Origin of the sequence: Kaistia nematophila (assembly GCF_026343855.1) — a bacterium.
GTDB classification, from domain to species: domain Bacteria; phylum Pseudomonadota; class Alphaproteobacteria; order Rhizobiales; family Kaistiaceae; genus Kaistia; species Kaistia nematophila.
Map to the genome: position 1 here is coordinate 817,513 of NZ_JAPKNK010000002.1, position 26,311 is coordinate 843,823.

Sequence of the window (26,311 nt, forward strand, 5' to 3'; positions counted from 1 at the left end):
GACCTCACTTCCTTTCCATCACGCATTGCAGCGGATGTTGGTGTTTGCGTGCGAAATCCATCACCTGCGTGACCTTTGTCTCGGCCACTTCATAGGTGAAGACACCACACTCCCCCACGCCATGCTGATGCACATGCAGCATGATCTGCGTTGCCTCCTCGCGGTTCTTGTTGAAGAACCGCTCGAGCACATGCACGACGAACTCCATCGGCGTGTAGTCGTCGTTCAGCAGCAGAACGCGATACAGGTTCGGCCTTTTGGTCTTTGGCCGCGTTTTGGTGACGACGCCGATGTCGTTGTCGCCATCGTCGGAACGACGAGTTTCGTTGCTCATAGGGTTCGATCAATACGTCGCGAAAACGGAATCCTGCCGACAATCTCGCTGCGGCGCAATCGCTCATTTCGAGCATCCGCGCCTTAGCGTGCAAGACCCAGCGGGGAGATGTCGAGGTTTTATATGGGGAGGCTTCTCGGGGATGGAAGTGCACCCCGCGCGCAGCGCCGAGCTTCGGTCGGTTTGCGTCACTTTCGCGTCACATCCCGTGGCCCGGCCCCCACCGAAATCCGAGCCTTGAGGCCATGTTGCAAGCGCATAGCGGCAAGGCTGCGCCATCCGGGAGAACAGGGGCGAACCAGAACAAACACCGGCGTCCGGACCACGGCCGGTCACAGCCAATCCGAGGAAACCAGCGAAAAGGCCGGCCACGCTTCGGGCCGGCCCGGGAGAGCCGGAAATGGCTACTTCGGGAATGAGCCGAACACGCGCTCGAACGGCTTGTAGGCGTCGCGCGTCACTTCGGTCATCATCGACCCGAACTTCGTCATCTGGGCCATGTAGCCCTCATAGGACGACTTGACGTAGTCGCTCTGCGCCTCGACGGCCTTCTCGACGCTGGACGAGGTGAGGATCTTCTCGAGCGCCGCCGAACCCGACTCGAAGCTCTTCTTCGAATAATCGGCCGCTTCTACCACGATCGCCTGCAGTCCCTGGGTCATGGAGCCGAAGCTTTCCATGGCCATGTCGATGCCCTGCTTGCTCGCCTTCTGCATACCGTCGAAATCCTTGATCAAAGGAAGGGCCTCCCCGCTCAAACCGTGCCAAAGCTGGCTCAACAGGAAGCACGTTCCAGCACCGCCGTTAGGAAGTCAAGAAATTCTGTTGCACCGCACAAATTCACCGAACCGTTTGCCGACGCTGCGGAAGCTACTCCGGAGGCCCAAATCGGGATCCAAAACCCATCGGTCATTTTTACGGTTTCGTAACGGCGTTTGCCTAGCTTCGATCCGTAAGACCGAAGAGCCCCGCGTTTCGAACGCGGGCAGCTTTCGAAGACAGGACGGAACATCGGAAACCAGGCGCGGCAGCATCGCTTCAGCCCGTGTGGGAACGAAAAATATCCGTTCTTGCCTCAAAAAAGTTCCGGTCTTGCGGTGAATTGGCAATTGGGCACTGCCGGAACGGAAGTTCCGGTTCTGTGAGACGCGGAGTGATCACTCGTATGTTGATGGGTCTGAACCCTCTCGGCCGGCATTGCCTCCGCTCGGTTCGACGCGCCATGGCCGGCCTCCTGGTCGCCGGAGTAGCGCTCACCGCGGTCACGGTGGAAGCGGCCGCAGCCCCCAACTCGTCGATCGTCGTCGATGCCAAGACGGGCAAGGTGCTCTATTCGAAGGAGCCCGACGCGCTGCGCCGGCCCGCCTCGCTCACCAAGATGATGACGCTCTATCTGCTTTTCGGCGAACTGGAGAGCGGCCGGCTCACCATGTCGTCGCGGCTCCGCGTCTCCGAATTCGCATCGCGCCAGCGCCCGACCAAGCTCGGCCTCAAGCCGGGCTCGACCATCGCGGTCCGCGACGCCATGCTCGGCCTGATCACCCGCTCCGCCAACGACGCCGCCGTGGTGATCGCCGAGAACCTCGCTGGCTCCGAAGCCGCCTTCGCCCAGCGCATGACCAAGACCGCCCGGTCGATCGGCATGAGCCGCACCACCTTCCGCAACGCCTCGGGCCTGCCGAATGATGGCCAGTGGTCGACGGCGCGCGACATGGCGACGCTCGGCCGCGCCCTCCAGGATCGCTACCCGCGCTACTACAAGTTCTTTGCCACCAAGAGCTTCGTCTACAATGGCCGCGTCATCAACGGCCACAACCGGCTGCTCGGCCGCGTCAACGGCGTCGACGGCATCAAGACGGGCTACACCAATGCGTCGGGCTTCAACCTGGTTTCGTCGGTGAAGCGCGACAACCGCTCCCTGGTCGCCACCGTCATGGGCGGCAATACCGGTGCCGCCCGCGACAAGCAGATGACCGTCCTGCTCGAGAAGTACCTGCCCGTCGCCTATGCCGGCCCGGCCAAGTCGCGCTCGCTGTTTGCCCGCAACAATGCCCCCGCCGCCGTGGACGATGACGCCGATGTCGCTCCGGTCGCCGTCGCGGCTGCCGAGCCGGTTCCTACCCCCGTTCCCGCCGCTCGCCCGGCCCGCGCCGAGCCGGTGGCCGTTGCCATGGCCACCGCGACGCCGCTGAAGCAGGCCGTGCCGCTCCCGGCGCCCGCCCCCGTCCAGGTCGCCTCCGTCGAGGACGAGCAGCCCGTTTCGGTCCAGGCCTATGCGCCCGAGCCGGTCGAGCCCGCCGCCGCCAAGGGTCCGCGCATGGTGTTCCAGACCGGCCCCGCCGGTCGCGAGATCGCCCGGCCGAGCGTCAAGACGGCCTCGATCATCCAGCCGGTTCCGACCGCGGACGACGAAGCGGCCGATGGCGTCACCGGCAGCATCGCTCCGGCGGCAACGCCTGTCGCCGAAATCGCCGATGGCTGGAAGATTCAGATTGCTGCTGCGCCGGACGAGGATGGTGCTAGACTGATGCTCGATCGCGCCAAGTCGAAGGCCGGCAAGATGCTCGCCAGCGCAACGCCGAGCGTCGAGCCGGTCGCAAAGGGTGCATCGACTCTCTATCGGGCCCGTTTCGCCGGGTTCGACAACAAGGATCAGGCCCGCGCCGTTTGCGCCTACCTGACGAAGCGCGATGTTTCCTGCCTTGCCATCCGTCAATAGCGGCTGGCCGCATACCCGATTTTCGCCCTCCTTCTTTGTATTTGCGTCTGGGAGCTAGCGATGTCCGCCGAGGAGTCTTTCCTTCGCCTCGTTGATTTGGGCGGCCAAGAACGTCGATCCTCCCTGGTCGGGGTGGACGCGTTTCATCAGCCGTCGGTAGGCCGCTCTGATTTCGGCCTCGGAAGCGCCGGCCGAAAGGCCAAGGATCTGGTAGGCCTGCTCATCTGTCATGGCGCCCGCGCGCGCCGTGCGGCGCGGCCCGCCTGCCGGGTCACTCTCGACGTTTTCACGCCAACCGGGAATTCGGCGGTCGAGATAAGCTTCGAGTAGAGCGCGGTCGCGGGCCCTGCCCGCGACTTCGGAATAGAGGACGACGAGTTCGTTACGGCCGAGCGTATCGAGCATCCGGCCGGCGAACCGGCCTTGCTTGACCTGGTTGCCCTCGATCCAGGGCTTCATCGATTCGAGGATCTTCGGCTTCAGCAGCCAGAGTCCGATGGCGAGCAGCGGTATGCCCGCCCCGAGCCGGCCGGTGGCCGCGGTGAAAATGCCCGTCGATATCAGCGCCCCGGCGGCGCCGCGCCGCACCGAGCGCCCCAGCGCATGCGCGCCCTTCTCGCCTCCGAACAGAAAGGCGATGCCGATCGACACGGCAAGCACGCCCAGGAACGGGATTATCAGGCCCATCGGTTCTCCAGACTGGCCGATTCCGTCCGGCCCTTCCCTCTCTATTGCGGACAAGTGTCCGTCGCGGCAAGGGCCGGCGGCCGCGATGGATGACGCGCGCATGATTTGCTAGACAGGCGCCGCACGGTCGCGGGCGCCGCCAACCACAATCCGTGGCGACGCCGGGCCGCGCTCCGCGCAAAGAGGAATGCCATGCCCGCCAGCCCGATCATCCACCGCACCGTCGACGACTTGCGATCCGCCGTTTCCGACTGGCGACGAGACGGCCTTCGCATTGGCATGGTGCCCACCATGGGCGCGCTGCACAGCGGACATCTAGAACTCGTGCGCGCCGCCCGCGAGCGCGCCGACCGGATCATCGTCTCGATCTTCGTCAATCCGACGCAGTTCGCGCCGACCGAGGACTTCGGCTCCTATCCCCGCACCGAGACGAGCGACGTCGCCAAGCTCGCGGAACTCGGCGTCGAGGCGGTGTTCGCCCCCAACGCCAACGAGATGTATCCGACCGGCTATTCGACCACCGTCTCGCTGGCGGGACCGGCGATCGGGCTGGAAACCGACTTCCGGCCGCACTTCTTCTCCGGCGTCGCGACGGTGGTCTCCAAGCTGTTGATCGCCGCCTTCCCGGATGTCGCGATGTTCGGCGAGAAGGACTACCAGCAGCTGATGGTCGTGCGTCAGATGGCCCGCGACCTGCGGCTGCCGACGGAAATCGTCGGACTGCCGACCATCCGCGAAGCGGACGGCCTCGCCCTCTCCTCCCGCAACGCCTACCTCTCGGCCGAGGAACGTCAGGCAGCGACGACGATCTCGCGCGTCATGCGGCATGCCGCCGACGCGATCCGGGCCGACGGCGATGCCGAAGCGGCGCTGGCCGAAGGGCGGGCGACGCTGACGGCGGCCGGATTCCGCGTCGACTATCTGGTGCTGCGCAATGCGGAGACGCTGGCGGAGATCGTCGACATCGCGAACGAGCCACGCCGGATGCTCGCCGCCGCCTGGCTCGGCAAGACCCGGCTGATCGACAACATCGCCGTCTAGGGCGGCTAGAGCAGACCGAGTTCGGCGAGCTCGGCCTTCAACGCCGAGGGCAGTTCGTCGCCCGCGCCGCCGATCGACGCCAGATCGCGCGGCGCGTCCTTTTCCTGGAGATAGCGCCAGCCCTGGAACGGCCGCTTCGGCTGCCATTCGGTCGGGATGACCTGCGGGTCGAAGACGATCCGGCAGCGCTGGATGCCGTCCGCGCCGGTCACCGTCTGAAGATCGCGCAGGCGCTGGCGCGCCTGCACCTGGCCCTTGATCACCCAGTAGAGCGATCCGCCGTCCAGAAGCTCGGGAATACGCTTCGGAATCATGCGGGTGGTGTGGGTGTCCTCGGGTTCGAGCCCCATGCCGCGCTGGCGAACCAGATCCTCCGCGATCCAATCGGTCAGTTGATCGATCGATTCGACACCGACGCAGAGTTTGATGAGATGCAGGGCCATGCGGGGAGACTTGTCCTCAAACGGGCGGGCGGCGAAGGCCGCGTCGATTTTTCCACAAGGATGAAATGGCGCTCGGCTTCGGACTGGCCTATGAGCCTGTCTGGAAACGGCGCAAGCTAGCATAGGCGTTCCGCCCGCCCCGCGAAAGCAGGAAGGGGGAGATCGACAGCGCTGCGGCAGCCCGTTCGACGCCCGTCCGGATCGGCGTCGGTCCCCTAGCACGAGGCGAACATGACGGAACAGAAGCTCCCCATCGACGACAAGGCGAGCCGCGTGGCCATGGTCGGCATTATCGCCGGCCTGGTGCTGACGGCGGCCGGCATGATGTTCCGCCAGCCGATCTTCGGCGGACTCGGCCTCTTCCTTATTGTCGTGCTGGTACTCCTGCGGCGTCCAATCGCGCGATTGCTCTCGTCGCGCTGAGCGGCGTGTTGCTCCGGCCAAGCCGGTTTGGCACCATCGGCGGCAAACCGGCTAGCGGGAGGAGCAGCCAATCGTGTTCGAGATTTCCGCGATCGACATCGTCGCGATCGTCACATTCGGTGCGTCGTGGTTTCTCTATTCCGTGATCCTGTCACGGCTCGCCGCCTCCGGCCGCACGCTGTCTTCGGCGATGGATATCCAGCGCCGGCAATGGATGCGGACGATGATGCACCGCGATCTCCGCATGATCGACACCGGCATCATGAGCGGCCTGCAGAACGGCACCGCCTTTTTTGCCTCGACCTCGTTGCTGGCGATCGGCGGTTGCTTCGCCATGCTCAACTCGGCCGATCACATCAATAGCGTGATGCGCGACCTGGCCCTGGTGCCGACGGTGCCGCGGGGCCTGTTCGAGGCCAAGGTGATCGGGCTGATGCTGATCTTCGGCTACGCCTTCTTCAAGTTCGGCTGGTCCTATCGGCTGTTCAACTATGCCTCGATCCTGATCGGGGCGACCCCGACCGCCGCCCACGCGGCCGAGCCGGAGACGGTCGCCGCCGCCGAGCGCGCCGCGGTGTTCACCATCACCGCCGGCCGCCACTTCAACCACGGCCTCCGGGCCTTCTTCTTCTCCATCGGCTATCTCGGCTGGTTCGTGAACGGCTGGACGCTGATCGTCACCACGCTGGTGGTGGCGCTCGTGCAATTGCACCGGCAGTTCTTCTCGGATTCGGCCAAGATCGTCATCGCCGCCGCCGCGCGCCAGGAAGTCCCATGAAAGTCAGCCACGAGCTCATCGAAACCACCCTGGTCGGCCTCCTCGCCTCCCTGCCCCCAGGCAAGAGCCTGGACCCGACCGAGCTCGCGCGCGCCATCGCCGGCAATGACGAAAAGGTCTGGCGCCTGCTGATGGTGCCGATCCGGGCGGTCGCGATCCGCCTCGCCGATGACGGCCGCGCGACGATCCTGCGCAAGGGCCGGCCGGTCGACCCGCATGATTTCAAGGGCGTCTACCGGATCGGCGCAGCGGCGCCTGCCGAGGGCGGGGACGCGCCGGAGGCCGTCTAGGGGCCAGGAAAGAGGCTGTCGGTGCGGCCCGAAAGCCAATAGGCCAGAAGCCCGATCCACTCCTTGGTCGCGATGTCGACGCGCTCCAGCCCGACGGAGGGTTGCGACACGAACCGCGTCAGGTCCTGCGTGCCGGCCGAACGATAGTCCGATGGCCAGGGCAGGACGTCCCAGCCGATGGCGCGGAAGCATCCGACCGAGCGCGGCATGTGAAAGGCAGAGGTCACGAGCAGCCAGCGCTCGCCGGGCTTCGGATCGACCAGCGCCTTCGTAAAGCGGGCATTCTCGGCGGTGTCGCGGCTGCGATCCTCTATCGTGATGCGGGCTGCGGGTATGCCGATGGAGAGGAAGAAGCGCCGTGCCGCCTCGCCCTCCGAATTACCGTCCGGCACGAACTGATCGGTGCCGCCTGTGAACACGAGGCGTGCCTCCGGATGGCGCAGCGCCAGGGCGACGCCGTCCGTCAGCCGATCGCCGGCATCGGTCAGCGTCACCGACTGCCGCGCCTCGCCGATCCGCTGGTCGATGCCGCCGCCCAGCACGAGGATGCCGGTCACCGGCCCATCTGGCTCGACCCGGTTAAACCGGTTCTCGAGCGGAAGGAGCAGCGCCGCGCCGAGCGGCGAGAAGCCGGCGACGAGCAGCCCGATCGCCGCCACCAGCACCAGGCCGGCGCCGAGTCTCACCGCGCCGAGGCCGATGGCGAGGACGCCGGCGGCGAGTGTCAGGATCAGCGCGGCCGACGGCTGCAGGAAGAACCAGACCAGCTTGGCGGCATAGAAGAACATCGAAAGCGGTTCTCGGCTCAGTCCCAATCGGGCGAGAAGGCCGAATCGCACATGCGCGAACCTTCGGTCTTCAGCGCGTCGATCGCTGCGATGTCGGCCTCCGGCAGCTCGAAGCCCTCGATGTCGAGGTTCTGCCTGATGCGGGCCGCATGGGCGCTCTTCGGAATGGCGACGCAGCCCTTCTGGATCTGCCAGCGCAGCACGACCTGGGCAGGCGTGCGGCCGAAGCGGCCGGCGATGTCCTGGATCACCGGTTCGTCCAGCACGTCGCCACGCCCCAGCGGGCAATAGGCGACAAAGGCCGTGCCATGCGCCAGCGTCGCCGCCCGCAGCTTCGACTGGTCGAGATAGGGATGATGTTCGCACTGGTTGACGACGATCGGCTCCTCGGTCGCGGCCCAGGCCTCGTCGAGCAGGCGGATCGTATAGTTGGAAACGCCGATATGGCGCGCCAGGCCGCGCTGCTTGACGCGGTTCAGCGAGCGGATCGTCTCGGCCGACGAAAGCGTCCGGCTCGGCCAGTGGATCAGGATCAGGTCGAGCTGGTCGATGCGCAGCCGGCGCAGCGACGCTTCCGCCGCGCGCATCATGTCGTCGGCGCCAAGCTGCTCAGGTGGGATCTTGGAGGTGATGAAGACGTCGTCGCGCGCAATTCCGGAACGGCGCAGCCCCTCGCCCACCTCGGCCTCGTTGCCATAGCCGATGGCGGTATCGATGTGGCGGTAGCCCGCCTCGAGCGCCGAGGCGACGGCCGTGGTCGCCGTCTCGCCGGAAAGCTGCCAGGTGCCGAGGCCGATCACCGGCAAAATGGCGCCATGCGCCTTGACCGTCTGCATGAGATTTCTCCAGCGGGGGACAGGGCGGATACCATCCTGCGCTACCGCGACAGGGTCAAGCTCAGCCTGCCGCCTGGAACACCAGATCTCGGCCACCCCGCTTGGCGGCATAGAGCGCCTCGTCCGCCGCGACCATCAACCGCTCGAAATCGACCCCAAGGCCTGTCGCAGTGATGACGCCGACGCTGACCGTGACGGGAATGCGATGGCCGGCATGATGGATCGGATCGTCGGCGAAATTGGCGCGAATGCGTTCGGCGACCTGGCGCCCGCGCTCGGCGCCGCAGCCGACGAGCAGCGCCGCGAATTCCTCGCCGCCGACGCGACCCACGAAGTCCGAATCCGTGACATGCTGCCGGACGAGCGTCGAGAAGCACTTCAGCGCCGTATCGCCGGCCGCATGGCCGTAGCGATCGTTGAGCTGTTTGAAGCGGTCGAGATCGAACAGCAGCAAGGTGACCTCGTCGCCCTCCCCGCTCCTGTGCTCGACCCGCTTCCGGGCGACGTCCATGAAGGCGCCATGGTTCAGAAGGCCAGTCAGGCCGTCCGTCCGCGCGGCGCGCTTCAGCAGGTTCTTCAGCCTTTCATCCGAGAGGCGAAGGCCGATGATCGTCGCGGCGAACATCATCAGGATCGGCTCCAGGATGCCGAGCCCGATGAACGAGCCGCCCTGCATGACGTCGGAAGGAAGGTCGAGCGTGAGCGCGGCGATGGTCCGCAGGACGAGAAAGCCGGCATGGACCGCAGGAACGGCGGCGAAGGGTCCGCGCCAAACGAGCTCGTCCTTGCCGTTCACCCAGATCTCCCAGGCGAGCGCCAGCGAGAGGATGCCGCTCAGCACGGAGCTGAGGGCGATGCGATAGGCAAGCGAATCCGCGATCGCCGGCACCAGCATGGCGAGCATCCAAATCGCGGGCATCACGGATACCGGCCACCAGCTCGCCCGGCGGCCATTGAAGGCGCGCGCGCCGTTCCAGGCGAGGCCGAGGCCGACGAACACGCCGGCATTGCCGACGCCGACGGCAAGCCAAAACGGCAGATAGCTACGCAACACCAGCAGAATACAGCAGAGCGTGCCCAGCTGCAGCGCCAGCGCCCAGTACAGCACATGGACGTCCGGCTTGCGCCTGGCCCAGTTCGTCACCATCGACACGGCGGCCATCTGGGTCATGAAAGCCAGCACAACCAGCAAGGTCGGAACGTCGAGCTTCATGGCGGCGCGCGGATCCCCCCAGTCCACATTGTGGGACTGCGGGGGACCTCATAGATCGAAACCCCTTAAGGAACAATTCCTTCGGGGAAGTACATTGTAGCGGTTGCCTAGGAGACGGCCGCCACCACGGCCGCGATAACCCGATCGACCTCGGCGTCGGTCAGATCCGGGTGCATCGGCAGGCTGATGACGGTCGAAGCGAACCTCTCCGAGACCGGCAGCGGCCGCTTCGGCGCCTCGGCAAAAGCGGGATGCTGGTGCAGCGCCAGGCGGTAGAAAAAGGCATTGCCGATGCTCTGCGCGTCGAGCGCCGCCTTCAGCGCATCGCGGTCCTCGACCGTGATCGTGTAGATCGCATTGGCGCTGAAATAGCCGGCGGGCCGCTTCTGCACGCCGACCTTGCCGGTCAGCGCCGCGTCGTAGCGCCTGGCGACCTGGTCGCGCCGCTCCAGCTCTTCCTCGAAGATCGTCAGCTTCGAGAGCAGCACGGCGGCCTGCAGCGTGTCGAGACGGCCGGTGATGCCGTTGCGGACGGCGACGTCGCCGGTGCCCTGGCGGCCATGCGAACGCAGCGTGCGCACCGCATCGGCGATCTCGTCATTGTCGGTCAGGATCGCGCCGCCATCGCCATAGCAGCCGAGCGGCTTGGTCGGGTAGAAGCTCGTGGCCGAGATCGGCGCCATGCCGCCGACGCGGCTGTTGCCGGAACGGCCGCCGAAGCTCTGCGCGGCGTCCGAGAACACCGTCATGTCGTGCTTCGCCGCGATCTTGCCGATCGCCTCGTAGTCCGCCGGCAGGCCGTAGAGATCGACCGGCATGACGACGCGCGGCTTCAACTCGCCCTTCGCCACCACTTCGGCGATGGCGCGCTCGAGATCGGCCGGATCCATGTTGCAGGTCGCCGGATCGACATCGACGAAGATCGGCGTCGCGTTCACCGAGCAGACGGCGCCCGCCGTCGCGGCGAAGGTGAAGGCGGGAACGAACACAGCGTCGCCCGGACCGATGCCGAGCGCCATCAGACCGATCATCAGCGCGTCGCGGCCGCTCGAAACGGCGATTGCGTGCGGAACGCTGGCAAAGGCAGCCAGCTTGGCCTCGAGCTCCGAAACCTCGGGGCCGAGGATGAACTGGCCATGCGTCAGCACCGCATCCATCCGCCGGCGGACATCGTCGTGAATCCGGCGCTGCTGGCGCTGCAGATCGAAGAAACCGATGCGGTCGGAAGCGACGGCGACGGTCGGTTGCGTGGAAGCTGCCATCAGTGCTGGTCTCCAATAGAGACGGTCGCGCCACGGCGCGACGTCTGTGCAATTCGCTGAATGATCATGTCGGCGACGACCAGGGCGTCGAGCCCGGCCTTGCCGTCGACGACGGCCCGGCCCCGGCCGGCGACCGCGTCGAGGAACGAGTCGATTTCGAGCGCGAGATTGTCGCTCGGCGGAACGGCGATCTCCTCCTGCGCCAGCACGGTGTGTCCGCGCGCGACGGAGGTGACCGTGCGGGCGGCGAGATCGGCCACCCAGTAATGCCCGGGCTCGACCACCTTGACCGTGCGCTCCGAACGGTCGGCGATGCGGCTGGCCGAGAGATGCGCCACGGCGCCATTGGCGAAGCGCAGCTGCGCCTGCGCGAAATCATTGGTCGGCGCCAGCACGGGAGAGCCCATCGCCTCGACGGCAATGACCTCGGAACCGACCAGCGCCAGGACCAGGTCTATGTCGTGGATCATCAGGTCGAGCACGACGTCGACGTCGATGGCGCGGCCCTTCCAGGGACCGATCCGCGTGCACTCGACCGTGAGCGGCGTCTTCACCTTGTCGCGCAGCAGCCCGAACACCGGCGAGAAACGCTCGATATGGCCGATCTGCAGGACGACGCCCCTGGCCTCAGCCCGCGCGATCAGGTCGCGCGCCGCATCCGGCGAATCGCAGATCGGCTTCTCGATCAGGACATGCACGCCGGCATCGATGAATTCGGCGGCGACGGCATGATGCAGCGAGGTGGGGACCGTGATCGACACGGCATCGACCTTGCCGATCAGGTCGCGGGGATCGGAGAGCGGCGTCGTACCGTGCTGAGCTGCGACCGCTTCGGCGCGCTCCCGGTCGGCATCCACGACGGCCACGAGGCGGCCCTTCGGATTGGCGGCGTGCTGCCGCGCGTGGAAGGAACCGAAATAACCGAGCCCGATGACCCCGGTCCTGATTTCGCTCGTCGTCAATCCCACTACTTTCTGCAATCCGCGATAGGAACGAAGCAGCCCGCCTCGCCCGCACCGGTCTAACGAATTCTCGCTCAAAGTCGATCAATGGCCGCACAAACACGGTCACATTTTGTCCATCTGGGAAACATGGCGCGACACGGGGGGCTTGGTCATCACGTCCGCGTGACAGATCGCCGCCGAGGATGCCCCGAAAGCCTCGGCCCCTATATCATCGGCCGTGTGCCGGCCGTCCCCGGCAGTTCGGAACCCTTAACATGCCCCAACGAATGTTCGCCGTCCTGTGCCGCTCGCTCCTCTGCGGCGCCGGGATGATCGGTGCTGCCCAGGCGCATGGAATCGTCGAGCGCCACCTGACGGCGCCCAGCGCCGCCCTTGGCCATGCCATCCCCTATTCGCTCTACAAGCCGGCGGCGGAGCCGGCCGCCGGCACGCGCTGGCCGGTGCTGTACCTGCTGCATGGCGGTGGCGGCGGCGACCAGGACTGGCTCGATTACGGCAAGATCGCCGCGACGCTCGACGACGAGATCGCAGCGGGCAAGATGCCGCCGCTGGTCGTCGTCATGCCGGATGGCGGCGGCGAGAGCTGGTTCGTCGACAACACCGACCCCGGCGGGGCCGGCAAGGTCGAGACCGCGCTGTCGACCGATCTCGTCGAGGCGATCGACACGACGCTGCCGACCGCTGCCTGCCGCTCGGGAAGAGCCGTCGGCGGCCTCTCCATGGGCGGCTATGGCGCGACCTTGTTCGCCCTCGATCATCCGGACCGTTTCGTTGCGGCAATCAGCCTCTCCGGTGCGATTGCCCAGCCGATCGACCCGGATGACGCGGTGCGGATCAAGAGGGGCGACGAATATTACGACGGCGCCTTCGGCAAGCCCTTCGACGTCGAGCGCTACAACGCCGCCAACGTCTTTCCGCGCGTCGACAAGGATGCCGACCTTCCGGACAAGCCGAGCTTCTGGATCACCGCCGGCGACCGCGACGGACTCGGCATCATCACCGGATCGGCGGAACTGCATGTCGCGTTGCGGCGCGCCGGCTATGACACGACGCTGCGCATCGGCGCGGGCCAGCATGACTGGACCAACTGGGCGCAGTCGATCGTCCCGGCGCTCGACTGGCTGGCGCCGCAACTGCGTGATTCGTGCCCGCCGATGCGGTCGACCGCCGCCGCCGGCCCTGCCCTAGGTCAGTCCGAACCAAAGGGCGGCGAAGCCCAGAAATGAGAAGAAGCCGACGAGATCGGTGATCGTCGTCACGAAGGAGCTGGAGGCGACCGCCGGATCGATCTTCAGCCGGTTCAGAGCGAGCGGGATCAGAATGCCGCCGAGCGCTGCGGCGATCAGGTTGATCACCATCGCCGCGGCGATGACGAAGCCAAGATCAAAGATTCCGAAGCGGTAGACGGCCATCGCGCCGACGATCGCGGCGAACACAAAGCCGTTGAACATGCCGACCACGAGTTCGCGTCCGATGACGCGGAGCACATTGTGCGGCCCGAGTTCGCGCATGGCGATGGCGCGGACCGCCACCGTCATGGTCTGCGTGCCGGCATTGCCGCCCTGGCTGGCGACGATCGGCATCAGCACGGCGAGCGCCACCATCTTCTGCAGCTGGTGCTCGAACAGGCCGATGACGAAGGACGCCATCACGGCCGTGATCAGGTTGATGAACAGCCAGGGAAACCGGCTCTTGGCGATGTACCAGACCTTGTCCGACACTTCTTCGTCGCCGACGCCGCCGAGGCGCTTGATGTCCTCGTCGGCTTCCTCCTGGATGACGTCGACGATGTCGTCGATGGTGAGCAGGCCGACGAGACGGTCCGATTCGTCGACGACGGCGGCCGAGATCAGGTTGTAGCGCTGGAAGGTACGCGCCGCCTCTTCCTGGTCCTCGGTAGCGCGGATCAGGTGATGCGCCTCGCTGACGAGGTCGGCGATCTTGATCGGGCGCTTGGTGCGCAGCAGGCGGTTCAGCGAAACCGTCCCGAGCAGGTGGTAGCCCGGATCGATGACGAAGACCTCGTGGAACTCCTCCGGCAGGTCCTCGGCCTCGCGCATGTAGTCGATCGTCTGCCCGACCGTCCAGAACGGCGGCACGGCGATGAACTCGGTCTGCATGCGCCGGCCGGCGCTGTCTTCCGGATAATCGAGGCTGCGCTTCAGCGCCAACCGCTCGACGGACGGGATCTGGGCGAGAATCTCGTCCTGATCGGCCTTGTCGAGATCTTCCAGAATGTAGACCGCGTCGTCCGAATCGAGTTCGCGCACGCCTTCGGCGACGGTCTCGGAAGGGAGCTCCTCCAGGATCTCGACGCGGAGGGCCTCGTCGAGCTCGGTCAGGGCGGTGAAGTCGAAGGCGTCGCCGAGCAGCTGGATCAGCGCCGGGCGCTGGTCCGGCTCCAGCGCCTCGAGGATCGCGCCGACATCCGACTCGTGCAGATCCTCGGTCAGCGCGCGGGCGCGCTCCTGGTTGCCCGATTCGATCGCGGCGCCGAGCGCTTCCAGGAACGACGACGAAATATTGTCGTTCTCGTCGCGCAATGGCGGCAGGTCGTCCGGCACGCGATTGTCGCGCTCGATGATCATCTCGTCCGACATGGCCCCTCAACGTGCCGCCAACCCTGCGAGGGCGAAGCGGAGAAATGCGCGGTTGCGCGCATTCTCGCGAACAATGTGTTCCCAATGGGCTCACATGCGCCTCGGTCCGCGCAAGCGCCGAACCGAGATTCTTTCCAGACCCGACCTGGCCCAGAAACAAAAACAGCGGCCCGAGGGCCGCCGCTTTGCGAGGATTTTTGCATTTGGGTTTGGTGCGGTCGAGAAGACTCGAACTTCCACGCCTTTCGGCACAGCGACCTCAACGCTGCGCGTCTACCAATTCCGCCACGACCGCGAAACCCAAGCCGGTGTGTTGCCCGGCGCGAGGTGGGATGTAGCAAATGACCTTCGACGAAACAAGCGCCTTCGAGAACTGTTTCATTTCATCCACAGGCAGCCCGTGCGAGACGGAAATTGGCCGGCAGGTGAACGACGCGCCACCTTGCGCTATGACGGGATCGACCGACATGAGAACTGAAACAATGAAAGGTCGGCTCGCCTGCCGGCCGAGAGTGCTGACATGACCCTCCGCGACGACCTCCCCGCTTCGCTCCTGCCGAAAGACGGCAGCCCGCCCGTCGAATGGGTTATCGCGGAAGCGCCGGTCGCCTATCCGGATGCCGTCGGTGAAATGGAGGCCCGCGTCGCCGCCATCGCGGCCGGCACGGCGCGCGAGCGCATCTGGCTGGTTGAACATCCGCCGCTCTATACGGCCGGCACCAGCGCGCATGACGAGGACCTGATCACGCCGGACCGCTTCCCCGTGTTCCAGACCGGGCGAGGCGGCCAGTACACCTATCACGGCCCGGGCCAGCGGGTGGCCTATGTCATGCTCGACCTGAACCGTCGCCGGCCGGACCTGCGGCTGTTCGTGGCGACGCTGGAACAGTGGATCATCCGCACGCTGGACGGCTTCAACATTCGTGGCGAACGCCGCGACGACCGCGTCGGCGTCTGGGTGCGCCGGCCCGACAAGGGCGCCGAGGCGGAGGACAAGATCGCCGCGATCGGCATCCGCGTCCGCCGCTGGGTGACCTTCCACGGCATCTCGATCAATGTCGAACCGGAACTCGACCATTTCGATGGAATCGTGCCCTGCGGCGTCAAGGGCCACGGCGTCACCAGCCTGGCCGATCTCGGCCGGATCGTCACCATGCCGGAGGTCGACGCCGTGATGCGGCGCGAGTTCGAGGCGCTGTTCGGCGAGACGGTACGCTAGGGTCCGGACTCCATTAGGAGTGGGGCAGCGTTGGGCCAAAGTCGCGCGCGGGCAGGAGCCGACCACAGCCGATGGCTATCCATCGGCGCGGATCGGCGACGCACTCGCGCACGACTTTCGCCCAACCCGAAGGGCTTGATGGAAACCGGCGCATTTCGGCGTCGCTGCCGGCTCGTTGGGAAAGACCCAACGTCGCCGACATCTCCTGGAACTGCCTTGGTTTCCATCAAGCGCTGCGCCGCTCCTAATGGAGTACGGACCCTAGTCCATTCCGGGCGGCGGCGATCAGTCGCTCGGCAGCACCCGAAACGGCCCGGTCTCGGCCTCGTCCCGATCGTTCGCATCGACCGCGCTGACGCGGGCCAGGCGCGGCCCTGTGGCGCAGGCAGCGAGCATGGCGGCGACATCCGCCTCCGCGCCGGAAAAGACGGCCTCCACGGCCCCGCTCCGACGATTGCGGACCCAGCCAGAGAGCCGGCGCACGGTGGCCTCGCGCTCGACCCAGGCGCGATAGCCGACGCCCTGGACGACACCCGAAATCAGGACATGGGACGTGCGGGTGGCCATGTTCGAGCCTCCTCAGCCAAGCAGATCGAGCACCGTCGGCGCGAGATCGGGCACGCGCGCGACGATCGCGTCCGGCGGAAACGCCATGAACTCCTCCGCCGTCCCATAGCCCCAGCCGACGGCAGCGACCTTGATCCGGTTCGACCGTGCGCCTTCGATGTCGTAGCGGCGATCCCCGATCATGACGCAGCGCTCGGGATGGATCGCCTCGACCGAGAGGATATGGGCGATCAGCTCGCTCTTATCGCCGTTGCGGCCGTCGAATTCCGAGCCGTGCACGACGGTGAAAAACTTCGTCAGGTCGAAATGGTCGAGGATCCGCTCGCAGAAGACGCGCGGCTTCGAGCTCGCCAGGAACATCTCGACGCCCGCGTCGCGCAACGAGCCGAGCGCTTCCGGAATGCCGTCGAACACGGCGTTCTCGTAGAGGCCGATCGTGCCGAAGCGCTCGCGATAGTGGCCGAGCGCCTGCTTCGCCAGGATCGGATCGCCATCCAGCATCGCGGCAAAGCTGCCCTCCAGCGGCGGGCCGATCGCGGCGCGCAGCGCCAATTCGTCGGCGGCCGGGCGGTTGAGCTTTTCGAGCGCATAGAGGATCGAGGCGCTGATGCCGGGATAGGGATCGGTCAGCGTCCCGTCGAGATCGACGAGCGCGGTGAGCTTGGCAGCGGTCATGGCAGCATTCCGTTTGGCACGGGGGACGTCGCCCGGAGTGCGCGCTTCACGGTCGCGCGTCAAGCCTCGCCCCGGGCCGGCTTCATCAAAACGTCACCCAGTTGCGCGACGAGAGCAGAAGCGGAGCCCTCGCGAATCGTGGGCCTGCCGCTGGGCATGCCGCCGCCTGCCCTGGTCCGACCTTCCTTGGTCAAAGGAGCCGATACCGCCTTGTCGCGATCCTCAGCCCTTCTCCAAGCGCAGGCGCCGCGATGAGCATCGCCATCCTTCTCGCCCAGGTCTTCTGCGGGCTCGCCGCCCTCGTCCATTTCGGCAGCATAGCGCTCGTGGCCTGGCGCAGCCGCACCAACCGGCCCGACGATGCCGAACCGCACGGCCAGCCGCCGGTCAGCATTCTGCGCCCCGTATGCGGCATCGAGCACGCGATCGAGCGCACGCTCGGCTCCGGCTTCGCGCTCGACTATCCCGATTATGAGCTCGTCTTCTGCGTCGCCAGCCCGGCCGATCCGGTGATCCCGCGCATCCGCCGCCTGATGGCGGCGAACCCGGCCGTGCCGGCGCGCATCCTCGTCGGCGACGATCGCATCAGCATCAATCCGAAGCTGAACAATCTGGTGAAAGGCTGGGCGGCGGCCAAGCACGAGTGGATCATCATGGCTGACAGCAACGTGCTGATGCCGCCCGACTACATCGACCGCATGCTGGATCGCTGGGACGCCGCCACCGGCCTCGTCTGCTCGCCGCCGCTCGGCAGCGAGCCGGATGGCTACGGCGCGGAGTTCGAATGCGCCTACCTCAACACCTACCAGGCCCGCTGGCAGCTTGCCGCCGACGCCGTCGGCCAGGGCTTCGCGCAGGGCAAATCGATGTTCTGGCGGCGCGAGAACCTCGACCGGCATGGCGGCATCGCGGCGCTCGCCGCCGATCCGGCCGAGGATGCGGCCGCGACCAAGGCGATCCGCGCCAACGGCCAGCGCATCCGTCTCGTCCGCCAGCCCTTCGCCCAGCCGCTCGGGCCGCGCGCGCTGCGCGCCGTCTGGAGCCGGCAGCTACGCTGGGCCCGGCTGCGGCGGGTCACCTTCCCCGCCTTCTTCTGCCTGGAACTCCTGACCGGCGGCCTGTTCCCGATCGCGCTCGCGACCTGGCTCGCCTTCAACGATGCCATTCCCGGCTGGATCGCGCCGCTGCTGGCGGTCGCCTGGTATGGCGCCGAGGCAGTCCTGGCGAAGAGCCTCGGCTGGCACTATTCGCGCCGCTCGCCGCTCGCCTGGATCCTGCGCGACCTGTCGCTGCCCGTGCTCTGGATCGCCGCCGTCTGCGGCAGCGGCTTCGAATGGCGCGGCAACCAGATGAACGTCAAGAAGGACAGCCTGCTCGCCACCGAGGCGGACTGAGGCTGTCCATCCCCGGCGCCGTCAGGCGAATTCCATGATGACGGCATCGACGGCAAGGCTGTCGCCCGGCTTGGCGGCGACGCGCTGCACCGTCAGGTCGCGCTCGGCACGCAGCACGTTTTCCATCTTCATCGCCTCGACGATCGCCAGCGTCTCGCCCGCCTTCACCTCCTGCCCTTCCTCGACCGCCACCGAGACGACGAGGCCCGGCATCGGGCAGAGCAGGAACTTGGACGTGTCGGCCGCCTTCTTCTCCGGCATCAGGCTATGCAGCGCGGCGATGCGCGGCGTCATCACCCGCGCCACCACGTCGATGCCGCGATAGAGCAGACGATAGCCGGATAGCGCCGGCCGAACCTGCACGGCGAGCGCGGCGTCGTCGATCGTGCCTTCCCAGACCGGATCGCCCGGCATCCAGTCCGACGTCACCGTGACCGGCTTCTCTGATCCTGGCAGCACGATCTCGACTTCCAGGGGTAGCAGCGCGACCCCGGTCGGGCTCGCCAGCACCACCGTCGTGCCGCCGATCGAAACGACCCAGTTCTCGCGCCAGTTGCCGGCATGCGGCGCCAGCCGGCCCGAGAGCCTGTCGAGCCTGTCCTTGCGCAGGATCTCCATCGTCAGCGCCACGGCGGCGAGCCGCGCGAGCGTGGCGGCATCGGCGCCGGCGCCATGGAACCCTTCCGGAAACTCCTCGGCGATGAAGCCGGTCGAGAGCTCGCCGGCGCGCCAGCGCGGATGCGCCATCAGCGCCGACAGGAACGGCACATTGTGCTGGATGCCCTCGACGACGAAATCGTCCAGCGCCTCGCTCATCGCCTCGATCGCCTCGGCGCGCGTCGGCGCGTGCGTGCAGAGCTTGGCGATCATCGGGTCGTAGAACATCGAGATTTCCGAGCCCTCGACGACGCCGGTATCGTTGCGCACCGTCACGCCGTCGCTCAGCGTCTCGGCCGGCGGGCGATAGCGCGTCAGCCGGCCGATCGAAGGCAGGAAGTTGCGATACGGATCCTCGGCATAGATGCGGCTCTCGATCGCCCAGCCCGTCAGCTTCACGTCATCCTGCGTGATCGAAAGGCGCTCGCCGGCGGCGACGCGGATCATCTGCTCGACCAGATCGATGCCGGTAACCAGCTCCGTCACCGGATGCTCGACCTGCAGGCGGGTGTTCATTTCGAGGAAGAAGAAGCTCTTGTCCTGTCCGGCGACGAACTCGACCGTGCCGGCCGAATCGTAGCCGACCGCCCTGGCCAGGGCGACGGCCTGCTCGCCCATCGCCTTGCGGGTCGCGGCGTCGAGCAGCGGCGACGGCGCCTCCTCGATGACCTTCTGGTTGCGGCGCTGGATCGAGCATTCGCGCTCGCCGAGATAGATCGCATTGCCGTGCTTGTCGCCGAGAAGCTGGATCTCGATATGGCGGGGATTGACGATGAACTTCTCGATGAAGACGCGATCGTCGCCGAAGGAGGAGCGCGCTTCCGAGCGCGACAGGCGGAAGCCCTCGCGCGTCTCGGCGTCGGAGTGGGCGATGCGCATGCCCTTGCCGCCGCCGCCGGCCGAAGCCTTGATCATTACCGGATAGCCGATCTGGCGAGCGATCTCGACCGCCTCGTCCTCGCTCTCGATGACGCCGAGATGGCCCGGAACCGTCGAGACATGGGCGGCGGCTGCCACCTTCTTCGAGGCGATCTTGTCGCCCATCGCCTCGATCGCCTTGGCGTTCGGGCCGATGAAGACGATGCCGTTCGCGACGAGCGCCTCGGCGAAGGCCGCGCGTTCCGACAGGAAGCCATAGCCGGGGTGGATCGCGTTCGCGCCGGACTGCTTGGCCGCCGCGACGATCTTGTCGATCAGGAGGTAGGACTGCGCCGCCGGCGCCGGGCCGATATGGATCGCCTCGTCAGCCATCTCGACATGCAGGGCGTCGCGGTCCGCGTCCGAGAAGACCGCCACCGTCCGGATCCCCATCCGCCGCGCCGTCTTGATGATCCGGCAGGCGATCTCGCCGCGATTGGCGATCAGGATCTTGTCGAACATGCGAACTCCCCGGCGAGAATGCCTTTTCTGGACAGATGGTTTCTATGCTGTCTGCCCCAAGGCGGCAATCAGGGCGCGACGGAAACCGGCCCCCGGAGGCGCCTGCGCATGCTGCCGGATCCCTGCCCTGCCAGCCTGCGTCGAACCAGCGCCCGACAATCCGTTGACAGGCCAACGGGTTTGGGTGCTGTAACAGCGGCGCGCCGCTCGCGGCCGCCTGAATCGCAACCCTTGCCGGGAACTCCAGATGGCGCCTGCCGCCCCCATCGACATCGATCACCTCGACCGCCGGACCAGCGGCCGCAGCCTGATCATGGGCATCGTCAACGTCACGCCGGACAGCTTCTCCGATGGCGGCGACCATGCCGAGGCCGGCCCGGCGGTTGCCCATGCCGAGCAGCTGATCGCCGAGGGCGCCGACATCATCGACATCGGCGGCGAATCGACCCGTCCCGGCGCGGCCGAAGTCGACGCCGAGACGGAAGCCGCCCGCGTCATCCCGGCCGTCAAGGCGCTGGCAGCGGCGACCCGCACGCTGATTTCGGTCGATACCTACAAGGCCTCCGTCGCCGACATGGCGCTCATGGCCGGCGCCCATATCGTCAACGACGTCTGGGGCCTGCAGCGCGAGCCGGAGATCGCGCGCGTCGCCGGGGCGCATGGCGCCGCCGTCATCGCCAGCCACTGGGAGCGCGAGACCTATTCGCAGGCGACGATCCTCGACGCCATGAAGCGCTTCTTCGACCGCTCGATCGCGCTGGCCCGCGGGGCCGGCATCCCCGACCACCGGATCGTGCTCGATCCGGGCATCGGCTTCGGCAAGGGTCTGGCCGAGAACCTCCTGATCCTCGACCGCATCGACGAGATCGTCGCGCTCGGATTCCCCGTGCTGCTCGGCGTCTCGCGCAAGCGCTTCATCGGCGAGATCACCGGCCGCGAGCCCAAGCAGCGTCTCGCCGGCACGCTCGCCACCAATGTCCTGGCCGCCGCGAAGGGCGTTTCCTCCTTCCGCGTGCATGACGTCGCCGCCCACCGCGACGCACTCGCCGTCACGGACGCCATTCTCTCCAGCCGCGAACCTCAATGACCGACCGCATCTTCATCAACGACCTGCGCTTCTTCGGCTTCCACGGCGTGCTGCCGGAGGAGGCCGTGCTGGGCCAGCGTTTCCGCGTCGACATCACCGCCGAACTGGACCTCGCCGAGGCCGGACGCACCGACGACCTGACCAAGACCGTGCACTATGGCGAGATGGCGGTGCTGATCGAGGAGATCGGCCGCACGCACCGCTACAAGCTGATCGAGGCGCTGGCCGAGGCGATCGCCAAGGCGGTGTTCGAGACCTACCCGCCCGTGGAGCGGCTGACCGTGCGCGTGACCAAACCGGAAGCGCCCGTGCCGCTGGCGACCGGGGTGATCTCGATCGAGATCGAGCGGGAGCGCCCCCGTGACTAAGGTTTACCTCGGCCTCGGCAGCAATCTCGGCGACCGCGAAGCGATGCTGCGCGCCGCCATTTCCGCGCTGGCGGCGACGCCGGGCGTGCACGTCACGGCGATCTCCTCGCTTTACGAGACCCCGCCCTGGGGACCGGTGCCGCAGGGACCGTATCTCAACGCCTGCATCGAGCTCGATACGACGCTGTCGGCGCGCGCGGTGCTCGATCTCAGCCTGCGCATCGAGCGCGACCACGGCCGCGAGCGCGCCATCCGCTGGGGACCGCGCACGCTCGATATCGACGTGCTGCTCTATGGCGATGCCGCCATCGACGAGGAAGGCCTGATCGTGCCGCACCCGCGCATGATCGAACGCGCCTTCGTGCTGGTGCCGCTCGCGGAGATCGCGCCGGAGGCGACGGTGGCGGGTCGTACGATCCACGCCATCCTCGCCGAGGTCGAAACCGACGACATCCGCAAGGTCGGCACGCTCTAGCCGAATTGCCCTGCCCGAGGGCCGGCTTGCGAAATACGCCGTGAAGGACCATGCTATCACCAAGATAGCATGGAGCTTTTCATGGCACAGATGCTGGTCCGAAATATCGAAGACGACGTCGCCGCGCGCTTCAAGCAGCGTGCACGATCCGAAGGCAAGTCGACCGAGCAGGCGCTGCGCGATCTCGTCGCCGACTATGCCCGCGACCGGAAGGCAGAGGCGCTGGCCCGGCTGCAGGAATTGCGCGCTCGAATGGAGCCGGCAATGCCCGACCCGACGCCGTGGATTCGCGAGGATCGAGACGGCGATCATGGCCGTCGTTGATGCGAGCATACTGGTCCGCGCGCTCGTCCGCACCGAGGGCTCCGCGGCTGCTGTCGAATGGATCGAAGGGCACCCGTTGAGCGCCCCCGACATAATCCTGGTCGAAACGGCCAACGCGCTCTGGCGCTATGTTCAGGCCGGCCGTATGGACTGCGACATGGCGCGCCTGCTCCTCAAGGAGGCGCCCCTTGTCATCGACAGGATCGTCCCATCCGTGGAGTTGCTCGACAGCGCGATCGCCATTGCCTGCGACGCGCAGCACCCGGTTTATGATTGCCTGTATCTGGCGCTGGCCGGCGCCGAACAGGCAGTGCTTGGCACAGCGGACCGAAAGCTGGCATCGATCGCCCAAAGTCGTGGCGTCGCAACCGAACTGATCGCCTGACGACTAGCTCGCCAATCGGCTCAGAGTGGGATGTTGTCGTGCTTCTTCCAAGGGTTCTCCAGCGCCTTGTTGCGCAGGAGGCGGAGGCCGCGGGCGATGCGGCGGCGGGTCGAGTGCGGCATGATCACCTCGTCGATATAGCCGCGCTCGGCCGCAACGAAGGGCGAGAGGAAGCGATCCTCATATTCCTTGGTGCGCGCCGCCAGCCCCTCGGCGTCGCCCGTCTCGGCGCGGAAGATGATCTCGACCGCGCCCTTGGCGCCCATCACCGCGATCTGCGCCGTGGGCCAGGCATAGTTCAAATCGCCGCGCAGATGCTTCGAGGCCATGACGTCATAGGCGCCGCCATAGGCTTTTCGCGTGATGACGGTGATCTTGGGTACCGTCGCCTCGCCATAGGCGAAGAGCAGCTTGGCGCCGTGCTTGATCAGCCCGCCATATTCCTGCGCCGTGCCCGGCAGGAAGCCCGGCACGTCGACGAAGGTGACGATGGGAATGGAGAACGCGTCGCAGAAGCGCACGAAGCGGGCCGCCTTGCGCGAGGCGTCGCTGTCCAGCACGCCGGCGAGCACCATCGGCTGGTTGGCGACGAAGCCGACCGTGCGGCCCTCGATGCGGCCGAAGCCGGTGACGATGTTGCGGGCGAAGGCTGCCTGGATCTCGAAGAAATCGCCCTCATCGACCGTCTTGAGGATCAGTTCCTTGATGTCATAGGGCTTGTTGGCGTTGTCGGGCACGAGCGTGTCGAGCGACATCTCGATGCGGTCGGCCGCATCGAAGCTCTCGATCTCGGGAATGTCGCCGCCATTGTTCAGCGGCAGCAGGTCGATCAGCCGCCGCATCTCGAGCAGCGTCTCGACATCGTTGTCATAGGCGCCGTCGGCGATCGACGAGCGCGCGGTGTGGATCGAGGCGCCGCCCAGTTCCTCCGCCGTCACCGTCTCGTTGGTGACCGTCTTCACCACGTCCGGGCCGGTGACGAACATGTAGCTCGAATCGCGCACCATGAAGATGAAGTCAGTCATGGCCGGCGAATAGACGTCGCCGCCGGCGCAAGGCCCCATGATGACCGAGATCTGCGGGATGACGCCGGAGGCCAGCACGTTGCGCTGGAACACCTCGCCATAGCCGCCAAGCGCCGCGACACCTTCCTGGATGCGGGCGCCGCCGGCGTCGAACAAGCCGATGATCGGCGCGCGGTTCTTCAGCGCCATGTCCTGGATCTTCGTGATCTTGGCGGCATGTGCTTCCGACAGCGAACCGCCGAAGACGGTGAAGTCCTTGGCGAACACGAAGACGGCGCGGCCGTTGATCGTGCCCCAGCCGGTGACGACGCCGTCGCCGGGGATCTTGGTCCTGTCCATGCCGAAATCGGTGCCGCGGTGCTCGACATACATGTCGAACTCCTCGAACGACCCTTCGTCGAGCAGCACGTCCAGGCGCTCGCGCGCCGTCAGCTTGGCCTTGGCATGCTGGGCCGCGATCCGCTTCTCGCCGCCGCCGAGCCGAGCCTCGGCGCGACGCTTCTCGAGTTCAGCCAGGACGTGCTTCACGCTTGTCTCCTATCCCCGTGCGGCCAGAACCAGCGCCGCGGCCTGCATTTCCTTCCAGCGCCCGGCCCTGCGCACGCTGGCTTCCTCGTCCTCGCCCCAGAGGCCGATCTGGTAGTCTTCGTCGACATGCGCCGCCGCCCAGGCCTCCTCGGCCGTCAGGCGGCGATGCAGCACGGCGACAGCCAGAATGGCGGAGCCGGTCAGCGTCGTGATCGTGTTGAGCGCCGCCAGGCGAAGGATGTCGAGATCGCCGAGCGCCACGTCGACCGCCTCGATCGTCTCCGGGAACTGCTCGACATGCACGATGCCCTGGGCGAGCACGAAGCGGGCATGGAAGCGTTCCTGCATCCAGCCGATCAGCGGCGACCAGAATTCGTCCTGCAGGGCATCCAGCTTGGCGGGTCCGTCGGCGCGATAGCAGAGCAGGTCCGACCCGGCATAGCGCAGGATCTCGGCGCGCGTTGCCTCCGGCTCGCGGGAGACGCCGTCGAGCGCCGAATTGACGAGGCGCGTCACAGGCATCGAGCCGGGATCGATCACCTCGCCCTGCCCGGCCCATTCGGCGACGATCGCGGCCGCGATCGCTTCATCCGGCACGGCGAGCACGGCCTTCGAGGGCGTCCGCAGTGAGCGGCCGTCGAGCTGGACCAGATAGCCGCCGCCCTCGGCGGGGGCTATGGCGGCGTTCGCGTAGAAGCGCTTCGGCAGCTTCGGAGCGTCGAGCTTTTCCGGCGCGACAAGCGGCTTCGCGCCCTCGTCGTCCGGACCGGCGCCGATATCGGCAAGCCGGCCGCCCTTCGGCCCCGTGTCCTTGCCGGGCTCACTCATCCTCTTCACCCGTATCGCCCAGGTCCTTGTCGAAGCCGAGCAGGTTCCAGCTCTGGACCATGTGCGGCGGCAGGGGCGCCGTCACGTCGAGCACGCCATTGCCCGAGGGATGCGGGATGATGATGCGACGCGCGTGAAGATGCAGCTTGTTCTGGATGCCGCCCGGGAATTCCCAGTTCGTGTCCGCCTCGAAATATTTGGGGTCGCCGATGATCGGATGGCCGATATGGGCGGCGTGGGCGCGCAGCTGGTGCGTGCGGCCGGTGACGGGGCGCATGGTCAGCCAGGCGAGCCCCTGCCCGGCGATATCGACCACCGAGTAGAGCGACACGGCATGGCTGGCGTCGTCCTCGCCATGGCGGGCGATCTTCATCTTGTCGCCGGCCGGGCCGCCGTCGCGCGCAAGCCAGGTCGAGACCCGGCCCTGCGGCGGGCGCGGCACGCCCTTCACCAGCGCCCAGTAGATCTTCTTGGTCGTGCGGGCGCGGAAGCTCGCCGCGAGCTTCGAGGCGGCAAGGCGCGTCTTGGCGACGACCAGCACGCCGGTCGTCTCGCGGTCGAGCCGGTGCACGAGGCGCGGCTTCTGGTCCTTGGTGTCGCGCAGCGCTTCGAGCATGCCGTCGACATGCGTCGTCAGGCCGGAACCGCCCTGGACGGCGAGGCCCTGCGGCTTGTTGAAGACATAGACCTGGTCGTCTTCGTAGAGGCACATCGCCATCAGCGCGTCGGCGGCGCTGCCGCGCGCGCCGAGCGGGCGCGCGACATGCGGGCTGCCGCCGGCCGCATCGACGCCGAGCGGTGGAATCCGCACCACCTGGCCCGGATTGACGCGGTCATTGGTCTTGGCGCGGCCGCCATCGACGCGCACCTGACCCGATCGCAGCAACTTCTGCAGATGCCCGAACGACAGGCCCGGATAGTGTTCCTTGAACCAGCGATCGAGGCGCATGCCGGCCTCGTCGGGCCCTACAGTCTTGGAGACGACGGTCGCCATGAGAAAAGTCCTTCTATTGAAGGCGC

29 protein-coding genes and 1 tRNA gene are annotated in these 26,311 nt (G+C 66.8%); 13 read left to right on the forward strand and 17 right to left on the reverse strand.

Going from position 1 to position 26,311, the window contains the following annotated elements; translation table 11 throughout:
- Positions 1–4 precede the first annotated feature (4 nt).
- Both clpS and OSH07_RS08130 read right to left on the reverse strand, forming a co-directional pair.
- Positions 5–334, reverse strand: a complete 330-nt coding sequence (gene clpS / locus OSH07_RS08125) for an ATP-dependent Clp protease adapter ClpS (protein WP_266338109.1) — start codon at positions 332–334, stop codon at positions 5–7.
- A 404-nt stretch (positions 335–738) separates the two neighbouring features.
- Positions 739–1,050 (reverse strand): phasin family protein, encoded by a 312-nt coding sequence (locus tag OSH07_RS08130; RefSeq protein WP_277614177.1) that lies wholly within the window; start codon positions 1,048–1,050, stop codon positions 739–741.
- Positions 1,051–1,556: 506 nt separating this feature from the next.
- Between OSH07_RS08130 and OSH07_RS08135 the strand changes: the two genes are divergently transcribed.
- The gene (locus tag OSH07_RS08135; RefSeq protein ID WP_266338110.1) at positions 1,557–3,053 is read left to right on the forward strand and encodes a D-alanyl-D-alanine carboxypeptidase; all 1,497 of its coding nucleotides are present in this window, start codon (positions 1,557–1,559) and stop codon (positions 3,051–3,053) included.
- Between the two features lie 54 nt (positions 3,054–3,107).
- Here the strand turns inward: OSH07_RS08135 and OSH07_RS08140 are convergent, their stop codons facing one another.
- The gene (locus tag OSH07_RS08140; protein ID WP_266338111.1) at positions 3,108–3,740 is read right to left on the reverse strand and encodes a DnaJ domain-containing protein; all 633 of its coding nucleotides are present in this window, start codon (positions 3,738–3,740) and stop codon (positions 3,108–3,110) included.
- A gap of 192 nt (positions 3,741–3,932) precedes the next feature.
- Here OSH07_RS08140 and panC point away from each other — a divergent pair, with 192 nt between their 5' ends.
- Positions 3,933–4,781, forward strand: a complete 849-nt coding sequence (gene panC, locus OSH07_RS08145) for a pantoate--beta-alanine ligase (RefSeq protein WP_266338112.1) — start codon at positions 3,933–3,935, stop codon at positions 4,779–4,781.
- A 5-nt stretch (positions 4,782–4,786) separates the two neighbouring features.
- Here panC and OSH07_RS08150 read toward each other — a convergent pair whose 3' ends face one another.
- Positions 4,787–5,224 (reverse strand): DUF1489 family protein, encoded by a 438-nt coding sequence (locus OSH07_RS08150; RefSeq protein WP_266338113.1) that lies wholly within the window; start codon positions 5,222–5,224, stop codon positions 4,787–4,789.
- A 231-nt stretch (positions 5,225–5,455) separates the two neighbouring features.
- Between OSH07_RS08150 and OSH07_RS08155 the strand changes: the two genes are divergently transcribed.
- From OSH07_RS08155 to OSH07_RS08165, 3 genes are all read left to right on the forward strand, one after another.
- On the forward strand, positions 5,456–5,647 hold the full coding sequence (locus OSH07_RS08155) for a hypothetical protein (protein WP_266338114.1): 192 nt from the start codon (positions 5,456–5,458) through the stop codon (positions 5,645–5,647).
- 73 nt (positions 5,648–5,720) lie between these two features.
- Entirely contained in the window at positions 5,721–6,425 is a 705-nt protein-coding gene (locus OSH07_RS08160; RefSeq protein WP_266338115.1) for a DUF599 family protein, read from the forward strand.
- The gene (locus OSH07_RS08165; RefSeq protein WP_266338116.1) at positions 6,422–6,715 is read left to right on the forward strand and encodes a DUF3253 domain-containing protein; all 294 of its coding nucleotides are present in this window, start codon (positions 6,422–6,424) and stop codon (positions 6,713–6,715) included. The genes OSH07_RS08160 and OSH07_RS08165 overlap by 4 nt, the downstream gene beginning before the upstream one ends.
- On the opposite strand, the gene OSH07_RS08170 is transcribed toward OSH07_RS08165, so the two are convergent.
- The 5 genes from OSH07_RS08170 to OSH07_RS08190 all read right to left on the reverse strand — a co-directional run bounded on the left by OSH07_RS08170 (position 6,712) and on the right by OSH07_RS08190 (position 11,776).
- Positions 6,712–7,503, reverse strand: coding sequence for a YdcF family protein (locus OSH07_RS08170; RefSeq protein ID WP_266338117.1), 792 nt, complete (start codon positions 7,501–7,503; stop codon positions 6,712–6,714). The two genes, OSH07_RS08165 and OSH07_RS08170, sit on opposite strands and share 4 nt — an antisense overlap.
- 17 nt (positions 7,504–7,520) lie before the next feature.
- Positions 7,521–8,339 carry an aldo/keto reductase gene (locus OSH07_RS08175; protein ID WP_266338118.1) on the reverse strand — a complete coding sequence of 273 codons (819 nt, stop codon included), beginning with the start codon at positions 8,337–8,339 and terminating at the stop codon, positions 7,521–7,523.
- Positions 8,340–8,400: 61 nt separating this feature from the next.
- Entirely contained in the window at positions 8,401–9,552 is a 1,152-nt protein-coding gene (locus tag OSH07_RS08180; RefSeq protein WP_266338119.1) for a GGDEF domain-containing protein, read from the reverse strand.
- A 107-nt stretch (positions 9,553–9,659) separates the two neighbouring features.
- On the reverse strand, positions 9,660–10,814 hold the full coding sequence (locus tag OSH07_RS08185; protein WP_266338120.1) for a DegT/DnrJ/EryC1/StrS family aminotransferase: 1,155 nt from the start codon (positions 10,812–10,814) through the stop codon (positions 9,660–9,662).
- Complete coding sequence (locus OSH07_RS08190; protein ID WP_266338121.1) at positions 10,814–11,776, reverse strand: Gfo/Idh/MocA family protein; 963 nt, start codon at positions 11,774–11,776, stop codon at positions 10,814–10,816. The genes OSH07_RS08185 and OSH07_RS08190 overlap by 1 nt, the downstream gene beginning before the upstream one ends.
- A 257-nt stretch (positions 11,777–12,033) precedes the next feature.
- On the opposite strand from OSH07_RS08190, the gene OSH07_RS08195 reads away from it, so the two are divergent.
- Positions 12,034–13,005, forward strand: a complete 972-nt coding sequence (locus tag OSH07_RS08195; RefSeq protein ID WP_266338122.1) for an alpha/beta hydrolase — start codon at positions 12,034–12,036, stop codon at positions 13,003–13,005.
- Here the strand turns inward: OSH07_RS08195 and mgtE are convergent.
- Complete coding sequence (gene mgtE / locus OSH07_RS08200) at positions 12,964–14,379, reverse strand: magnesium transporter (protein ID WP_266338123.1); 1,416 nt, start codon at positions 14,377–14,379, stop codon at positions 12,964–12,966. The two genes, OSH07_RS08195 and mgtE, sit on opposite strands and share 42 nt — an antisense overlap.
- Before the next feature lie 210 nt (positions 14,380–14,589).
- A tRNA-Leu gene (locus OSH07_RS08205) sits at positions 14,590–14,674 on the reverse strand.
- A gap of 225 nt (positions 14,675–14,899) precedes the next feature.
- Here OSH07_RS08205 and lipB point away from each other — a divergent pair.
- Complete coding sequence (lipB, locus tag OSH07_RS08210) at positions 14,900–15,598, forward strand: lipoyl(octanoyl) transferase LipB (RefSeq protein ID WP_266338124.1); 699 nt, start codon at positions 14,900–14,902, stop codon at positions 15,596–15,598.
- A gap of 285 nt (positions 15,599–15,883) precedes the next feature.
- Here the strand turns inward: lipB and OSH07_RS08215 are convergent, their stop codons facing one another.
- Together OSH07_RS08215 and OSH07_RS08220 are read right to left on the reverse strand one after the other, a co-directional pair.
- A complete protein-coding gene (locus OSH07_RS08215; protein WP_266338125.1) occupies positions 15,884–16,165 on the reverse strand; it encodes an acylphosphatase in 282 nt (93 codons plus the stop codon).
- Between the two features lie 12 nt (positions 16,166–16,177).
- A complete protein-coding gene (locus OSH07_RS08220; protein ID WP_266338126.1) occupies positions 16,178–16,840 on the reverse strand; it encodes an HAD hydrolase-like protein in 663 nt (220 codons plus the stop codon).
- 251 nt (positions 16,841–17,091) lie between these two features.
- Between OSH07_RS08220 and OSH07_RS08225 the strand changes: the two genes are divergently transcribed.
- Positions 17,092–18,234 carry a ceramide glucosyltransferase gene (locus OSH07_RS08225; RefSeq protein ID WP_266338127.1) on the forward strand — a complete coding sequence of 381 codons (1,143 nt, stop codon included), beginning with the start codon at positions 17,092–17,094 and terminating at the stop codon, positions 18,232–18,234.
- A gap of 21 nt (positions 18,235–18,255) precedes the next feature.
- On the opposite strand, the gene OSH07_RS08230 is transcribed toward OSH07_RS08225, so the two are convergent.
- Positions 18,256–20,271: an acetyl-CoA carboxylase biotin carboxylase subunit gene (locus OSH07_RS08230; RefSeq protein ID WP_266338128.1), complete on the reverse strand. Its 2,016-nt coding sequence runs from the start codon at positions 20,269–20,271 to the stop codon at positions 18,256–18,258.
- A gap of 247 nt (positions 20,272–20,518) precedes the next feature.
- On the opposite strand from OSH07_RS08230, the gene folP reads away from it, so the two are divergent.
- The 5 genes from folP to OSH07_RS08255 all read left to right on the forward strand — a co-directional run bounded on the left by folP (position 20,519) and on the right by OSH07_RS08255 (position 22,910).
- Entirely contained in the window at positions 20,519–21,358 is an 840-nt protein-coding gene (gene folP / locus OSH07_RS08235; protein WP_266338129.1) for a dihydropteroate synthase, read from the forward strand.
- On the forward strand, positions 21,355–21,726 hold the full coding sequence (folB, locus tag OSH07_RS08240) for a dihydroneopterin aldolase (RefSeq protein WP_266338130.1): 372 nt from the start codon (positions 21,355–21,357) through the stop codon (positions 21,724–21,726). Before folP ends, folB begins: the two co-directional genes overlap by 4 nt.
- Positions 21,719–22,201, forward strand: coding sequence for a 2-amino-4-hydroxy-6-hydroxymethyldihydropteridine diphosphokinase (folK, locus tag OSH07_RS08245; RefSeq protein ID WP_266338131.1), 483 nt, complete (start codon positions 21,719–21,721; stop codon positions 22,199–22,201). The genes folB and folK overlap by 8 nt, the downstream gene beginning before the upstream one ends.
- Before the next feature lie 81 nt (positions 22,202–22,282).
- The gene (locus OSH07_RS08250) at positions 22,283–22,525 is read left to right on the forward strand and encodes a FitA-like ribbon-helix-helix domain-containing protein (protein WP_266338132.1); all 243 of its coding nucleotides are present in this window, start codon (positions 22,283–22,285) and stop codon (positions 22,523–22,525) included.
- Positions 22,512–22,910 carry a type II toxin-antitoxin system VapC family toxin gene (locus OSH07_RS08255; RefSeq protein WP_266338133.1) on the forward strand — a complete coding sequence of 133 codons (399 nt, stop codon included), beginning with the start codon at positions 22,512–22,514 and terminating at the stop codon, positions 22,908–22,910. Before OSH07_RS08250 ends, OSH07_RS08255 begins: the two co-directional genes overlap by 14 nt.
- 20 nt (positions 22,911–22,930) lie before the next feature.
- Here OSH07_RS08255 and OSH07_RS08260 read toward each other — a convergent pair whose 3' ends face one another.
- Genes OSH07_RS08260 through OSH07_RS08270 form a run of 3 tightly spaced genes read right to left on the reverse strand, consistent with a single transcriptional unit; the run spans position 22,931 to position 26,285 of the window.
- Positions 22,931–24,463, reverse strand: a complete 1,533-nt coding sequence (locus OSH07_RS08260) for an acyl-CoA carboxylase subunit beta (RefSeq protein WP_266338134.1) — start codon at positions 24,461–24,463, stop codon at positions 22,931–22,933.
- A 9-nt stretch (positions 24,464–24,472) separates the two neighbouring features.
- Positions 24,473–25,291 (reverse strand): ATP12 family chaperone protein, encoded by an 819-nt coding sequence (locus tag OSH07_RS08265; RefSeq protein ID WP_266338135.1) that lies wholly within the window; start codon positions 25,289–25,291, stop codon positions 24,473–24,475.
- The gene (locus OSH07_RS08270) at positions 25,284–26,285 is read right to left on the reverse strand and encodes an RluA family pseudouridine synthase (protein WP_266338136.1); all 1,002 of its coding nucleotides are present in this window, start codon (positions 26,283–26,285) and stop codon (positions 25,284–25,286) included. Before OSH07_RS08270 ends, OSH07_RS08265 begins: the two co-directional genes overlap by 8 nt.
- Positions 26,286–26,311: the final 26 nt, after the last annotated feature.